General features: G+C 53.3%; 11 protein-coding genes, 1 tRNA gene and 3 rRNA genes. 10 read left to right on the top strand and 5 right to left on the bottom strand.

Annotation, left to right across the window (positions count from 1 at the left end; genetic code table 11):
• Positions 1-11: 11 nt before the first annotated feature.
• The 3 genes from rbsB (at position 12) to rbsR (ending at position 2,934) form a co-directional block, all read left to right on the top strand.
• Positions 12-902, top strand: a complete 891-nt coding sequence (gene rbsB / locus AC2TE5_RS22820) for a ribose ABC transporter substrate-binding protein RbsB (protein WP_023333911.1) — start codon at positions 12-14, stop codon at positions 900-902.
• Positions 903-1,008: 106 nt separating this feature from the next.
• A complete protein-coding gene (gene rbsK, locus AC2TE5_RS22815) occupies positions 1,009-1,938 on the top strand; it encodes a ribokinase (protein ID WP_202774653.1) in 930 nt (309 codons plus the stop codon).
• 3 nt (positions 1,939-1,941) lie between these two features.
• Positions 1,942-2,934, top strand: a complete 993-nt coding sequence (gene rbsR, locus AC2TE5_RS22810) for a ribose operon transcriptional repressor RbsR (protein ID WP_074147373.1) — start codon at positions 1,942-1,944, stop codon at positions 2,932-2,934.
• On the opposite strand, the gene mdtD is transcribed toward rbsR, so the two are convergent.
• Both mdtD and AC2TE5_RS22800 read right to left on the bottom strand, forming a co-directional pair.
• Positions 2,900-4,333, bottom strand: a complete 1,434-nt coding sequence (gene mdtD / locus AC2TE5_RS22805; RefSeq protein ID WP_196367183.1) for a multidrug transporter subunit MdtD — start codon at positions 4,331-4,333, stop codon at positions 2,900-2,902. The genes rbsR and mdtD overlap by 35 nt on opposite strands.
• Complete coding sequence (locus tag AC2TE5_RS22800) at positions 4,330-5,037, bottom strand: FadR/GntR family transcriptional regulator (protein ID WP_023309775.1); 708 nt, start codon at positions 5,035-5,037, stop codon at positions 4,330-4,332. The genes mdtD and AC2TE5_RS22800 overlap by 4 nt, the downstream gene beginning before the upstream one ends.
• Before the next feature lie 454 nt (positions 5,038-5,491).
• On the opposite strand from AC2TE5_RS22800, the gene AC2TE5_RS22795 reads away from it, so the two are divergent.
• From AC2TE5_RS22795 to rrf, 4 genes are all read left to right on the top strand, one after another.
• Positions 5,492-7,031 (top strand): 16S ribosomal RNA (locus AC2TE5_RS22795).
• A gap of 85 nt (positions 7,032-7,116) precedes the next feature.
• Positions 7,117-7,192, top strand: a tRNA-Glu gene (locus AC2TE5_RS22790).
• A 193-nt stretch (positions 7,193-7,385) separates the two neighbouring features.
• Positions 7,386-10,291: ribosomal RNA gene (locus AC2TE5_RS22785) — 23S ribosomal RNA — on the top strand.
• Positions 10,292-10,361: 70 nt separating this feature from the next.
• Positions 10,362-10,477 (top strand): 5S ribosomal RNA (rrf, locus tag AC2TE5_RS22780).
• The 16S, 23S and 5S rRNA genes sit together here with 1 tRNA gene alongside, the layout of an rRNA operon.
• A gap of 98 nt (positions 10,478-10,575) precedes the next feature.
• Here rrf and mobB read toward each other — a convergent pair.
• Complete coding sequence (gene mobB / locus AC2TE5_RS22775; protein ID WP_213329853.1) at positions 10,576-11,079, bottom strand: molybdopterin-guanine dinucleotide biosynthesis protein MobB; 504 nt, start codon at positions 11,077-11,079, stop codon at positions 10,576-10,578.
• Positions 11,076-11,660 carry a molybdenum cofactor guanylyltransferase MobA gene (gene mobA, locus AC2TE5_RS22770; RefSeq protein WP_484612420.1) on the bottom strand — a complete coding sequence of 195 codons (585 nt, stop codon included), beginning with the start codon at positions 11,658-11,660 and terminating at the stop codon, positions 11,076-11,078. Before mobA ends, mobB begins: the two co-directional genes overlap by 4 nt.
• 68 nt (positions 11,661-11,728) lie before the next feature.
• Here mobA and AC2TE5_RS22765 point away from each other — a divergent pair, with 68 nt between their 5' ends.
• From AC2TE5_RS22765 to dsbA, 3 genes are all read left to right on the top strand, one after another.
• Complete coding sequence (locus tag AC2TE5_RS22765; RefSeq protein WP_008501866.1) at positions 11,729-11,998, top strand: YihD family protein; 270 nt, start codon at positions 11,729-11,731, stop codon at positions 11,996-11,998.
• Between the two features lie 75 nt (positions 11,999-12,073).
• Positions 12,074-13,060: a serine/threonine protein kinase gene (locus tag AC2TE5_RS22760; protein ID WP_484612419.1), complete on the top strand. Its 987-nt coding sequence runs from the start codon at positions 12,074-12,076 to the stop codon at positions 13,058-13,060.
• A gap of 27 nt (positions 13,061-13,087) precedes the next feature.
• Positions 13,088-13,711, top strand: a complete 624-nt coding sequence (dsbA, locus tag AC2TE5_RS22755; protein WP_484612418.1) for a thiol:disulfide interchange protein DsbA — start codon at positions 13,088-13,090, stop codon at positions 13,709-13,711.
• A 23-nt stretch (positions 13,712-13,734) separates the two neighbouring features.
• Here dsbA and AC2TE5_RS22750 read toward each other — a convergent pair whose 3' ends face one another.
• Positions 13,735-14,643: an acyltransferase gene (locus tag AC2TE5_RS22750; RefSeq protein WP_484612417.1), complete on the bottom strand. Its 909-nt coding sequence runs from the start codon at positions 14,641-14,643 to the stop codon at positions 13,735-13,737.
• Between the last annotated feature and the right edge of the window lie 235 nt (positions 14,644-14,878).

Here is a 14,878-nt window from a genome sequence, read left to right as displayed (position 1 = left end):
ACATCTTAGATATGAACATGAAAAAACTGGCTACCCTGGTTTCTGCTGTCGCGCTGAGCGCAACCGTAAGTGCTAACGCCATGGCGAAAGACACCATCGCGCTGGTTGTCTCTACCCTGAACAACCCGTTCTTCGTCTCCCTGAAGGACGGTGCGCAGAAAGAAGCGGACAAGCTGGGCTACAACCTGGTGGTTCTGGATTCACAGAACAACCCGGCGAAAGAGCTGGCTAACGTTCAGGACTTAACCGTTCGTGGCACCAAAATTCTGCTGATCAACCCAACCGATTCCGATGCCGTAGGTAACGCCGTGAAGATGGCAAACCAGGCGAAGATCCCGGTAATTACCCTGGACCGTCAGGCGTCTAAAGGTGAAGTGGTCAGCCACATTGCCTCTGATAACGTGCTGGGCGGCAAAATCGCGGGTGATTACATCGCGAAGAAAGCCGGCGAAGGCGCGAAGGTTATCGAACTGCAGGGGATTGCCGGGACTTCCGCAGCCCGCGAGCGTGGTGAAGGCTTCCAGCAGGCTGTGGCTGCACACAAATTCAACGTGCTGGCCAGCCAGCCGGCAGACTTCGACCGTACTAAAGGTCTGAACGTTATGCAGAACCTGCTGACCGCGCACCCTGACGTGCAGGCGGTATTCGCGCAGAACGACGAAATGGCGCTGGGCGCGCTGCGTGCCCTGCAGACCGCAGGTAAATCTGATGTGATGGTTGTCGGATTTGACGGCACGCCGGATGGTGAAAAAGCAGTAAACGATGGCAAACTGGCTGCGACCATCGCTCAGCTGCCTGAGCAGATTGGCGCCACTGGCGTTGAAACTGCCGACAAAGTGCTGAAGGGCGAAAAAGTTCAGGCCAAATACCCGGTTGACCTGAAGCTGGTCATCAAGCAGTAAAAGGCGAATCAGGCAGTCGCTGGCTGCCTGAGGGACACCAATAAAGAAAAGTGTGGCATACGCCACCGGGTAACACCGGTGGCGCTCTCAGATGGACAACCCAACCATGAAAACCGCAGGCAACCTCGTCGTCCTTGGCAGTATCAATGCCGATCACATTCTTAACCTTGAATCATTCCCTACACCGGGCGAAACCGTCACGGGTAACCAGTATCAGGTGGCATTTGGCGGTAAAGGTGCCAACCAGGCCGTCGCCGCCGGTCGCAGCGGGGCAAACATTGCGTTTATCGCCTGCACGGGTGATGACGATACCGGTGAGCGCGTACGCAAGCAGCTGGCGAGCGACAACATTGATATCGCACCGGTCAGCGTTGTTGCAGGGGAATCGACCGGCGTGGCGCTGATTTTCGTCAACGCTGAAGGTGAGAATGTTATCGGTATTCATGCTGGCGCTAACGCTGCGCTGACGACGGAACGCGTAGAAGCGCAACGTGCAATCATCGGCGGAGCCGAAGCCCTGCTGATGCAGCTGGAGTCACCGGTTGAAAGCGTGCTGGCCGCTGCCAAAATTGCGCATGAAAATCATACCACTGTCGTACTTAACCCTGCCCCAGCCCGTGTATTATCAGACGAGCTGCTGGCGCTGGTGGACATCATTACGCCGAACGAAACCGAAGCCGAAAAGCTGACGGGCATTCGCGTTGAAAATGATGACGATGCCGCGCGCGCCGCGCGTGCGCTGCACGATAAGGGCATCGGCACCGTGATTATCACCCTGGGTAGCCGTGGGGTGTGGGCAAGCGTCAATGGCGAAGGCCGCCGCGTGCCGGGCTTTAAGGTCAAAGCGATTGATACCATCGCGGCGGGAGATACCTTCAATGGTGCACTGGTGACCGCGCTGCTGGAAGGCAAGAGAATGGATGACGCTATCCGCTTCGCACACGCTGCTGCCGCGATTGCGGTGACGCGCAAGGGCGCACAGCCTTCCGTTCCGTGGCGTAAAGAGATCGATGAATTCTTAAGTCAGCAGGGGTAACGCTTGGCCACAATGAAAGATGTCGCCCGCATGGCGGGCGTTTCTACCTCGACGGTCTCTCACGTTATAAACAACGATCGCTTCGTCAGCGAGGCGATTCGGGAGAAAGTTGAAGCTGCGGTAAAAGATCTCAACTATGCGCCGTCTGCGCTGGCGCGCAGCCTTAAGCTCAACCAGACGCGCACCATCGGTATGCTGATCACCGCCAGTACCAACCCCTTTTATTCAGAACTGGTTCGCGGCGTGGAGCGCAGCTGCTTCGAGCGTGGCTACAGCCTTGTGCTGTGCAATACCGAGGGTGACGAGCAGCGCATGAATCGTAACCTGGAGACGCTGATGCAAAAACGCGTCGACGGTCTACTCCTGCTCTGCACCGAAACGCACCAGCCCTCGAAAGAGATCATCCAGCGCTATCCCTCGATTCCCACAGTGATGATGGACTGGGCGCCGTTCGACGGAACCAGCGATCTCATTCAGGATAACTCCCTGCTGGGCGGTGATATGGCGACTCAGCATCTGATTGATAAAGGCCACACTCGCATTGCCTGTATTACGGGGCCGCTGGATAAAACTCCGGCGCGTTTGCGTCTGGAAGGGTATCTCTCTGCCATGGAACGGGCGGGGCTTGCCATTCCTGATGGCTACCGGATCACCGGCGACTTTGAATTTAACGGCGGTTTCGAGGCGATGCAGAAACTGCTGGCGCAAAAGCCGCGTCCGCAGGCGGTGTTTATTGGTAACGACGCGATGGCGTTTGGTGCCTACCAGGCGTTGTATCAGGCGGGGCTACGCGTGCCTGATGATATGGCGGTGATTGGCTACGACGATATCGAACTGGCCAGCTACATGACGCCACCGCTGACCACGATCCATCAGCCAAAAGATGAACTGGGCGAGCTGGCCATCGATGTGTTGATCCACCGTATGGCGCAGCCCACGCTGCAGCAGCAACGCCTGCAGCTTACTCCTGTTCTGATGGAACGCGGTTCGGTTTAGCTTTCTCTTTGTGACGCTCTTTAATCAGGTTTCGGCCGTCTTTCGGTTTTAACAGCATAAAGACCAGCGCCGATACCACGGTAAGTGCGCCCATGGTGATAAAAGTATAGTGGAACTGCTCAACGGTATTTGCGCTGTCAAAACCTTCATAAAACCTCAGCACCGCTGCACTCACGGCAACCCCTAAACTGATCGACAGCTGTTGCGTTACCGCCAGCACGCTGTTGCCGCTGCTGGCGTTCTCGTCAGTCAGATCGGCGAGGGTGATGGTGTTCATCGATGTGAACTGCGTCGACATCGCCATGCCCAACACAAACAGCGGCAGGATCAGCATCCAGACGGGCAACGCGGCGGATTGCAGCGAGAACTGCGCAATCATCAGCCCGATAAAGACCGTCACGCCAACCAGCGTCTTACGATAGCCAAACCAGCGCAGCACCTGCGTTACGGTTGATTTTGCCAGGATCGAACCCATCGCTGTGGGCGCCATCATGCAGCCGGCAATCAGGGCCGGATAGCCGAAACCCACCTGCAGCATCAATGGCATCAGGAACGGTACGCAACCCGTCCCCAGACGAGACGCAATGTTGCCCGCAATCCCTACGGAAAACGTTCGGGTGTTAAAGAGTCCCAGGGAGATTAACGGCGTCGGGTGACGGCGCGCGTGACGTATATAAAGAAGGAATAGCAGAATACCGCCGAGGATAACGGAGAGCGCTAACCACGTTGCGACGATCTTCTCGCCAAACAGCTCCATCCCGCTGGAGAATAAGACCAGGCTCAGGCCAAACAGGAAAAAGCCCCCCATGTCGAAGCTGCGCCTTGGCGTGGTGAAGTTCGGCATATATTTGCGGGCATACAGCAGCCCCGCAACGCCAATCGGTATATTAATCAGGAAGATCCAGTGCCAGCTTGCCCAGGTGACAAACACGCCACCGAGTACCGGGCCAAGAATCGGGCCGACCAGGCCCGGCATGGTGACGAAGTTGAGCACGGGAAGCAGTTCGCTCCTGGGGTAGGCTCGCAGCAAGGCAAGGCGCGCCACCGGCATCATCATCGCGCCGCCAATGCCCTGCAGTACGCGGAAGATAACCAGCTCCGTTAAGGATGAGGAGAGCGCACAGGCCAGCGAACCGAGCGTAAAGAGCGTGACGGCCAGCATGAAAACTTTGCGGGTGCCAAAGCGGTCGGCCAGCCAGCCGCTGACCGGAATTAACATCGCGACCGTCAGGGTGTAGCTGATGATGGCGGACTGCATCGCCAGCGGGGAGCGGTTAAGGCTTTGCGCAATAGCGGGAAGCGCTGTGTTGAGGATGGTGGCATCCAGTGCCTGCATAAAAAACGCCATGGCTGCAATCCACGGCAATCCGGCCATGCTGCGCGCTTTTTTCTTTGTCATTTATTTACCTGCTGGTGGGTTGGCGCGGCCAGCAATGCCTGGCACGCACTCAGGGCTCGCTGCCCGTCGCTTTCCTGAATGGCATCCACTATCGCCTGATGCAAATCCAGTTTTACCACTTCGTTTTGTGTAATAGAGGTAAAGTAGGTGTGATACACCGAATGAAATAAAGAGGCAAAAGAGGTGAGGAACGGATTGGCGCTCATCATATAAATGTGTTCATGCCAGGCCATATCGACCTCAACCCAGCGTTCGCGGTTGAAGTGCTTTTTCAGAAACACCATCTCTTCCATCAGCGCGTTAAGCTGCGCTTTCTGCTCTGCTGTTCCTAGCGTGGCTGCAAGCAGACATGCCTGAGGTTCAAGGCTGCTGCGCATCACCAGAAAGTGATCGACGACCTGATGAAAGTTATCTTCCGTCATCCACCAGGAGAGCAGCTCCTGATCGAGAAAATTCCAGTTACTCTGTGGCATCACGCGTGTGCCAATACGAGGACGTGGAAGCACCATACCTTTTGCCGTCAGGGTTTTCACCGCTTCGCGCACAGCGGTACGGCTCACCCCAAACTGCTCACCCAGCTCCATTTCACCCGGCAGAATGCTACCCGGGGCATATTTACCCGCTAAAATCCGCTGGGCCAGCTTTTCTGCCAGCACGTACGACAGGTTTTTTTGGGCGGCCAGCTGTTGTGCGCTTAATGGCATCGCTTTTATTCCTTAAAGATTCATGCTGATAATTATGCCACCTCGAATGTGATTGTGGTTGCAGATACATCAAATAGAACAATTTGTAGCTTGATTTCACCTCTGTTGGTGAAAAAAAACGCGGATGGAAACTTTTTTTAAATTTCCTCTTGTCACGTTGGAATAACTCCCTATAATGCGCCTCCACTGACACGGAACAACGGCATACACGCCGCCGGGTCAGCAGAGAAAAGCGAAAATAAACGCTTGACTCTGAAGCGGGAAAGCGTAATATGCACACCCCGCGCCGCTGAGAAAAGCGAAGCGGCACTGCTCTTTAACAATTTATCAGACAATCTGTGTGGGCACTCAAAGTGACATGGATTCTTAACGTCCTCGGACGAAAAATGAATACCAAGTCTCTGAGTGAACATACGTAATTCATTACGAAGTTTAATTCACGAGCATCAAACTTAAATTGAAGAGTTTGATCATGGCTCAGATTGAACGCTGGCGGCAGGCCTAACACATGCAAGTCGAGCGGTAACACAGGGAGCTTGCTCCTGGGTGACGAGCGGCGGACGGGTGAGTAATGTCTGGGAAACTGCCTGATGGAGGGGGATAACTACTGGAAACGGTAGCTAATACCGCATAACGTCGCAAGACCAAAGAGGGGGACCTTCGGGCCTCTTGCCATCAGATGTGCCCAGATGGGATTAGCTAGTAGGTGGGGTAACGGCTCACCTAGGCGACGATCCCTAGCTGGTCTGAGAGGATGACCAGCCACACTGGAACTGAGACACGGTCCAGACTCCTACGGGAGGCAGCAGTGGGGAATATTGCACAATGGGCGCAAGCCTGATGCAGCCATGCCGCGTGTATGAAGAAGGCCTTCGGGTTGTAAAGTACTTTCAGCGGGGAGGAAGGCGATAAGGTTAATAACCTTGTCGATTGACGTTACCCGCAGAAGAAGCACCGGCTAACTCCGTGCCAGCAGCCGCGGTAATACGGAGGGTGCAAGCGTTAATCGGAATTACTGGGCGTAAAGCGCACGCAGGCGGTCTGTCAAGTCGGATGTGAAATCCCCGGGCTCAACCTGGGAACTGCATTCGAAACTGGCAGGCTAGAGTCTTGTAGAGGGGGGTAGAATTCCAGGTGTAGCGGTGAAATGCGTAGAGATCTGGAGGAATACCGGTGGCGAAGGCGGCCCCCTGGACAAAGACTGACGCTCAGGTGCGAAAGCGTGGGGAGCAAACAGGATTAGATACCCTGGTAGTCCACGCCGTAAACGATGTCGACTTGGAGGTTGTTCCCTTGAGGAGTGGCTTCCGGAGCTAACGCGTTAAGTCGACCGCCTGGGGAGTACGGCCGCAAGGTTAAAACTCAAATGAATTGACGGGGGCCCGCACAAGCGGTGGAGCATGTGGTTTAATTCGATGCAACGCGAAGAACCTTACCTACTCTTGACATCCAGAGAACTTAGCAGAGATGCTTTGGTGCCTTCGGGAACTCTGAGACAGGTGCTGCATGGCTGTCGTCAGCTCGTGTTGTGAAATGTTGGGTTAAGTCCCGCAACGAGCGCAACCCTTATCCTTTGTTGCCAGCGGTTCGGCCGGGAACTCAAAGGAGACTGCCAGTGATAAACTGGAGGAAGGTGGGGATGACGTCAAGTCATCATGGCCCTTACGAGTAGGGCTACACACGTGCTACAATGGCGCATACAAAGAGAAGCGACCTCGCGAGAGCAAGCGGACCTCATAAAGTGCGTCGTAGTCCGGATTGGAGTCTGCAACTCGACTCCATGAAGTCGGAATCGCTAGTAATCGTAGATCAGAATGCTACGGTGAATACGTTCCCGGGCCTTGTACACACCGCCCGTCACACCATGGGAGTGGGTTGCAAAAGAAGTAGGTAGCTTAACCTTCGGGAGGGCGCTTACCACTTTGTGATTCATGACTGGGGTGAAGTCGTAACAAGGTAACCGTAGGGGAACCTGCGGTTGGATCACCTCCTTACCTTAAAGAACCTGCCTTTGTAGTGCTCACACAGATTGTCTGATGAAAAGTAAATAGCAAGGCGTCTTGCGATTGAGACTTCAGTGTCCCCTTCGTCTAGAGGCCCAGGACACCGCCCTTTCACGGCGGTAACAGGGGTTCGAATCCCCTAGGGGACGCCACTTGCTGGTTCGTGAGTGAAAGTCGCCGACCCCCGTATCTCAAAACTCATCTTCGGGTGACGTTTGAGATATTTGCTCTTTAAAAATCTGGATCAAGCTGAAAATTGAAACGACACATCTTAAATGGTGTGTTCGAGTCTCTCAAATTTTCGCAAGTCGGTGATGAATCGAAAGAAACATCTTCGGGTTGTGAGGTTAAGCGACTAAGCGTACACGGTGGATGCCCTGGCAGTCAGAGGCGATGAAGGACGTGCTAATCTGCGAAAAGCGCCGGCGAGGTGATATGAACCTTTGACCCGGCGATGTCCGAATGGGGAAACCCAGTGCAATTCGTTGCACTATCGTTAACTGAATACATAGGTTAACGAGGCGAACCGGGGGAACTGAAACATCTAAGTACCCCGAGGAAAAGAAATCAACCGAGATTCCCCCAGTAGCGGCGAGCGAACGGGGAGCAGCCCAGAGTCTGAATCAGCTTGTGTGTTAGTGGAAGCGTCTGGAAAGTCGCACGGTACAGGGTGATAGTCCCGTACACGAAAGCACACAGGCTGTGAACTCGAAGAGTAGGGCGGGACACGTGGTATCCTGTCTGAATATGGGGGGACCATCCTCCAAGGCTAAATACTCCTGACTGACCGATAGTGAACCAGTACCGTGAGGGAAAGGCGAAAAGAACCCCGGCGAGGGGAGTGAAAAAGAACCTGAAACCGTGTACGTACAAGCAGTGGGAGCACCTTCGTGGTGTGACTGCGTACCTTTTGTATAATGGGTCAGCGACTTATATTCTGTAGCAAGGTTAACCGTATAGGGGAGCCGAAGGGAAACCGAGTCTTAACTGGGCGTTAAGTTGCAGGGTATAGACCCGAAACCCGGTGATCTAGCCATGGGCAGGTTGAAGGTTGGGTAACACTAACTGGAGGACCGAACCGACTAATGTTGAAAAATTAGCGGATGACTTGTGGCTGGGGGTGAAAGGCCAATCAAACCGGGAGATAGCTGGTTCTCCCCGAAAGCTATTTAGGTAGCGCCTCGTGAACTCATCTTCGGGGGTAGAGCACTGTTTCGGCTAGGGGGCCATCCCGGCTTACCAACCCGATGCAAACTACGAATACCGAAGAATGTTATCACGGGAGACACACGGCGGGTGCTAACGTCCGTCGTGAAGAGGGAAACAACCCAGACCGCCAGCTAAGGTCCCAAAGTCATGGTTAAGTGGGAAACGATGTGGGAAGGCACAGACAGCCAGGATGTTGGCTTAGAAGCAGCCATCATTTAAAGAAAGCGTAATAGCTCACTGGTCGAGTCGGCCTGCGCGGAAGATGTAACGGGGCTAAACCATGCACCGAAGCTGCGGCAGCGACACTTAGGTGTTGTTGGGTAGGGGAGCGTTCTGTAAGCCGTTGAAGGTGTCCTGTGAGGGGTGCTGGAGGTATCAGAAGTGCGAATGCTGACATAAGTAACGATAATGCGGGTGAAAAGCCCGCACGCCGGAAGACCAAGGGTTCCTGTCCAACGTTAATCGGGGCAGGGTGAGTCGACCCCTAAGGCGAGGCCGAAAGGCGTAGTCGATGGGAAACAGGTTAATATTCCTGTACTTGGTGTTACTGCGAAGGGGGGACGGAGAAGGCTATGTTAGCCGGGCGACGGTTGTCCCGGTTTAAGCATGTAGGCGGAGGTTCCAGGTAAATCCGGTACCTTATTAACGCTGAGGTGTGATGACGAGGCACTACGGTGCTGAAGTAACAAATGCCCTGCTTCCAGGAAAAGCCTCTAAGCATCAGGTAACATCAAATCGTACCCCAAACCGACACAGGTGGTCAGGTAGAGAATACCAAGGCGCTTGAGAGAACTCGGGTGAAGGAACTAGGCAAAATGGTGCCGTAACTTCGGGAGAAGGCACGCTGATGTGTAGGTGAAGCCCCTGCGGGTGGAGCTGAAATCAGTCGAAGATACCAGCTGGCTGCAACTGTTTATTAAAAACACAGCACTGTGCAAACACGAAAGTGGACGTATACGGTGTGACGCCTGCCCGGTGCCGGAAGGTTAATTGATGGGGTTAGCGGCAACGCGAAGCTCTTGATCGAAGCCCCGGTAAACGGCGGCCGTAACTATAACGGTCCTAAGGTAGCGAAATTCCTTGTCGGGTAAGTTCCGACCTGCACGAATGGCGTAATGATGGCCAGGCTGTCTCCACCCGAGACTCAGTGAAATTGAACTCGCTGTGAAGATGCAGTGTACCCGCGGCAAGACGGAAAGACCCCGTGAACCTTTACTATAGCTTGACACTGAACACTGGTCCTTGATGTGTAGGATAGGTGGGAGGCTTTGAAGCGTGGACGCCAGTCTGCGTGGAGCCGACCTTGAAATACCACCCTTTAATGGCTGGTGTTCTAACGTAGACCCGTAATCCGGGTTGCGGACAGTGTCTGGTGGGTAGTTTGACTGGGGCGGTCTCCTCCCAAAGAGTAACGGAGGAGCACGAAGGTTAGCTAATCCTGGTCGGACATCAGGAGGTTAGTGCAATGGCATAAGCTAGCTTGACTGCGAGAGTGACGGCTCGAGCAGGTGCGAAAGCAGGTCATAGTGATCCGGTGGTTCTGAATGGAAGGGCCATCGCTCAACGGATAAAAGGTACTCCGGGGATAACAGGCTGATACCGCCCAAGAGTTCATATCGACGGCGGTGTTTGGCACCTCGATGTCGGCTCATCACATCCTGGGGCTGAAGTAGGTCCCAAGGGTATGGCTGTTCGCCATTTAAAGTGGTACGCGAGCTGGGTTTAGAACGTCGTGAGACAGTTCGGTCCCTATCTGCCGTGGGCGCTGGAGAATTGAGGGGGGCTGCTCCTAGTACGAGAGGACCGGAGTGGACGCATCACTGGTGTTCGGGTTGTCATGCCAATGGCATTGCCCGGTAGCTAAATGCGGAAAAGATAAGTGCTGAAAGCATCTAAGCACGAAACTTGCCCCGAGATGAGTTCTCCCTGACCCTTTAAGGGTCCTGAAGGAACGTTGAAGACTACGACGTTGATAGGTCGGGTGTGTAAGCGCAGCGATGCGTTGAGCTAACCGATACTAATGAACCGTGAGGCTTAACCTTACAACGCCGAAGCTGTTTCGGCGAAGAGACGACACATTCAACTCAGCTTGATACAGATTAACAGAATTTGCCTGGCGGCTTTAGCGCGGTGGTCCCACCTGACCCCATGCCGAACTCAGAAGTGAAACGCCGTAGCGCCGATGGTAGTGTGGGGTCTCCCCATGTGAGAGTAGGGAACTGCCAGGCATCAATTAAGTGAAGAGGCCATCCGAAAGGATGGCCTTTTTGCGTTTATAGACTAAAAAAACGGTAGGCCGGGTAAGGCAAAGCAGCCACCCGGCAAGTCAGACCGCACTCCACCCCACAATGAACTCCGCAATCGCATCCACATCATTTAAGTCCAGCACCGGAACCTCAAGCGGCAATACAACATCACTGGCCACCGCAATCACATGCTCATCCAGCGTTAACTCGCTGAAAACATGCCCGGCATCGCTTCTGAACAGCAGGATCTTAGGCACGGCCTCATGCTTAAATCCCTCAACCAGCACCAGATCGAGCGTGGAATGATCCATCCGGCTGACCAGATAAGCGAGATCCAGCGGCGCCTCATCCGGCGTTTCTGTCATCAACGCCCAGCGTTGAGTACTTGCCACCATCGTTTGCGCCGCCCCCGCTTTACGCAACGCATAGCTATCTTTGCCCGGTTTATCGACATCCATATTATGGTGGGTATGCTTAACCAACCCTGGACGGATACCTCTGGCACAAAGCGCAGGAATGAGCTTTTTCAGCAGCGTGGTTTTCCCGGTCCCACTCCAGGCGGAAATGGCTACAACAGGTATCATCTTTTCTCCTGCATCATCTGCAGATCTTCACGCGTATTCACGTTCACAAATGCTGATTTCAAATCGCTAAAATCAACGGGATGGCCGCCAGACTCGCGCATAAAAACCATCACCCTGCGCTCACCCGCAGCCAGATAGGACTGCAGGGCTGGCGCTAGCGATCGGTGCATCAATGCGATAGCAGGATGGTCACGCTCGCCGTCATGTACCCAAACCACAGGAGCCGTACCGCGAAGCTGTAGCAAACGCTCGACAAGACAGGGCGGAATAAACGGGGTATCGCAGGGACAGAAGATAAACCACTCTCCTTGAGACTGTTGCATAACCGAAAGCATACCGGCCAGCGGTCCCGGGAAATCCTCAAGGATATCCTGGTAAACGGCGTACCCGCTGAGCCGGTAAGTATCGATATGCCGGTTAGCACTGATGACCATTGTCGACACCTGGCCTGCGAGCGTATCAGCGACACATTGCCATAAGGGTTTGCCATTCAGGCGTTGAAGCCCCTTATCTTTTCCCCCCATTCGCGTCGCTCTGCCACCTGCCAGAACGACCCCAATGATTTCCTGGCTAAGATTCACGAATATCGCCTCTTTTATTGTGGGATTGACCCTGCTAACGTGTCACTCTAAATGAAAGGAGCACCACCATGAAATGTAAACGTCTGAATGAAGTTATTGAACTCCTCCAGCCCGCCTGGCAAAAAGAGCCAGAGCTAAATCTGATGCAATTTTTACAGAAACTGGCGAAAGAGTCAGGTTTTGACGGCGATCTGGCAGACCTTTCTGACGACATCCTGATCTACCACCTTAAAATGCGTGACTCTGCCAAAGATGCTGTTATTCCTGGTATTCAGAAGGATTATGAGGAAGATTTTAAGACTGCATTATTGCGCGCCCGAGGCGTAATTAAAGAGTAAAAGCTTGTAAGCGGCGGCACCGAAATCGCCACAAGATGATATCCTGAATCATTCGTATAATTTCCGGATGATCGGATGAACGACCAGGCTTTTACTTTCCAGACATTACACCCGGACACCATTATGGATGCCCTGTTTGAACAGGGTATTCGGGTGGATTCCGGGCTAACACCGTTAAACAGCTACGAAAACCGCGTCTATCAATTTCAGGATGAGGATCGTCAGCGCTTCGTCGTAAAGTTCTATCGCCCTGAACGCTGGTCCGCAGAACAAATTCAGGAAGAGCATCAGTTTGCTCACGATCTGCTGGATGACGATGTTCCCGTTGCCGCACCGCTAAAATTCAATAACCAAACGCTCCTCACGCACAAAGGGTTTTACTACGCTGTATTCCCGAGCCTGGGGGGGCGCCAGTTTGAAGCGGATAATATCGATCAGATGGAGTGGGTTGCCCGCTATCTTGGGCGTATACACCAGACGGGACGCAAAAAAACCTTTATCACCCGTCCGACTATCGGGATTCAGGAATACCTTCTTGAACCGCGGGGAATATTCGAAACGTCTGCCATGATCCCCACTGCGTTAAAGGATGATTTCCTCAACGCCACCGATAAGCTCATTGCTGCTGTTAAAACCTGCTGGCGCGACGATATTTCCATCCTGCGCCTGCATGGCGATTGTCATGCCGGAAATATCCTCTGGCGTGATGGCCCGCTGTTTGTCGATCTCGATGATGCGCGTATGGGGCCAGCGGTTCAGGACCTGTGGATGCTGCTCAATGGCGATAAAGCCGAGCAACGCATGCAGCTTGAAACCATTATTGAAGCTTATGAAGAATTTAGCCCGTTTAATTCAGACGAAATTGCCCTGATTGAGCCTTTACGTGCGATGCGTTTTGTTTATTATCTCGCATGGTTAATCAGGCGTTGGGACGATCCCGCATTTCCCCGGAATTTCCCGTGGCTTACCGGAGAGGATTACTGGCGTAGCCAGATATCTACATTTACCGAGCAGGTCAAGGTTCTTCAGGAACCCCCTCTGCAATTAACGCCGATGTATTAATTAGACACACCCAGGAGAGAGTTAATCATGAAAAAAATTTGGCTGGCGCTGGCAGGTATGATTCTGGCATTTAGCGCTTCTGCTGCGCAGTTTACCGACGGCAAACAGTTCATCACGCTGGACAAACCGGTCGCTGGCGAGCCACAGGTTCTGGAGTTCTTCTCGTTCTACTGCCCGCACTGCTATCAGTTCGAGCAGGTTCTGCATGTGTCCGACAACGTGAAGAAAAAGCTGCCAGAAGGCACCAAAATGACCAAGTACCACGTTGAGTTCCTGGGTCCATTGGGTAAAGACCTGACTCAGGCGTGGGCGGTAGCTATCGCGCTGGGCGTTGAAGATAAGGTAACGTCCCCAATGTTTGAAGCCGTGCAGAAAACCCAGACCGTTCAGACCACTGCGGATATCCGTAAAGTGTTCGTTGATGCCGGCGTGAAAGGTGAAGATTACGACGCAGCCTGGAACAGCTTTGTGGTGAAATCCCTGGTGGCTCAGCAGGAAAAAGCGGCTGCTGACCTCCAGCTTCAGGGCGTTCCGGCGATGTTTGTTAACGGCAAATACCAGCTGAACATGCAGGGCATGGACACCAGCAGCATGGATATCTTCGTACAGCAGTATGCTGATACCGTGAAATACCTGGTTGAGAAGAAGTAATTTCGCTGATGTTAAAACGCCGGTCACTGACCGGCGTTTTTGTATGAAGATTTAATCTTGTCTATCTGTTCGTCTTTCTCTTTCCAGAGCGTATTGAGCCACTGCTGGAAACGACGTTTGAAATTCTTATCGTTAACGTAGTCACCGTGCAGTCCGGCATCTATCGGGACCAGATCGACACGCACAACAATGCGCGTCAGTTTGCCGCTGAGCATATCGAAGAACGGCGTCTTATCATTTTCCGGATAGCAGAGCGTGACGTTCAGGAGTTTATCGAACTGTGCTCCCAGCACGTTAAGCGCCATCGCAATACCCGCCGCCTTCGGCGGCAGCAGATGCTGATAAGGAGAGCGGGTTTGTTGATGCTTCTCTTCCGTAAACCGGGAGCCTTCAACAAAGTTCACGATGGTTGTTGGATGCGCGCGAAACTTTTCGCAGGAACGGCGCGTGGTCTCCACATCTTTGCCGCGACGCTCGGGATGACGAATCAAATAGCTGCGCGAATAGCGTTTCATAAACGGCATATCGAGCGCCCAGCAGGCCAGCCCGATAAAAGGCACCCAGGCGAGCTGCTGTTTCAGAAAGTATTTATTCATCGGAATGTGTTTGCGAAACAGTACGCATAACACCACGATGTCCGCCCAGCTGTGGTGATTGCAGATCAGCAGATACCAGTTCTTCTTGTTAAGGCTCTCCAGCCCTTTAATATCCCACTTCAGATGCGGGTTCAGGCACAGCAGGATCGCCAGTCCTTCGCACCAGCAGTACATCATGAAGTTACAAAATGCGGACACGGCTCGCCACACCGCGGGGACAGGCAGCAGCAGTTTAGTGATCCCGGCGAGAATGATCGGCACAGAGCAGGCGACCGTCACCAGAATAGTTAAAATGATGCTTAACAGTAATGTTATTGCAGCGAGCAATCTCGGCATGATGAGCTTTTTCAGGTAGTTAGCTGTAAGTGAGCGGCCGGCAATGCGACGCTGGGCGCTGATTTTACCAGAAAACAGGCAAATTAATGGCGCTTTCACGTGATGATTTGGCCGCTTTTACCCTGTCGTAGACGATTTCACTGTCATTCGGCGCTTATCAAGGCTTATATCCACATAGACTAAATTGCCATCAGTTGGCCATATAGATAAGATCTAATGACATAACAATATGATA

The organism is Enterobacter sp. N5-15, from assembly GCF_057221635.1.
Note: the sequence above shows the minus strand (reverse complement) of the source record. Positions and strands in the feature narration are given on the sequence as shown.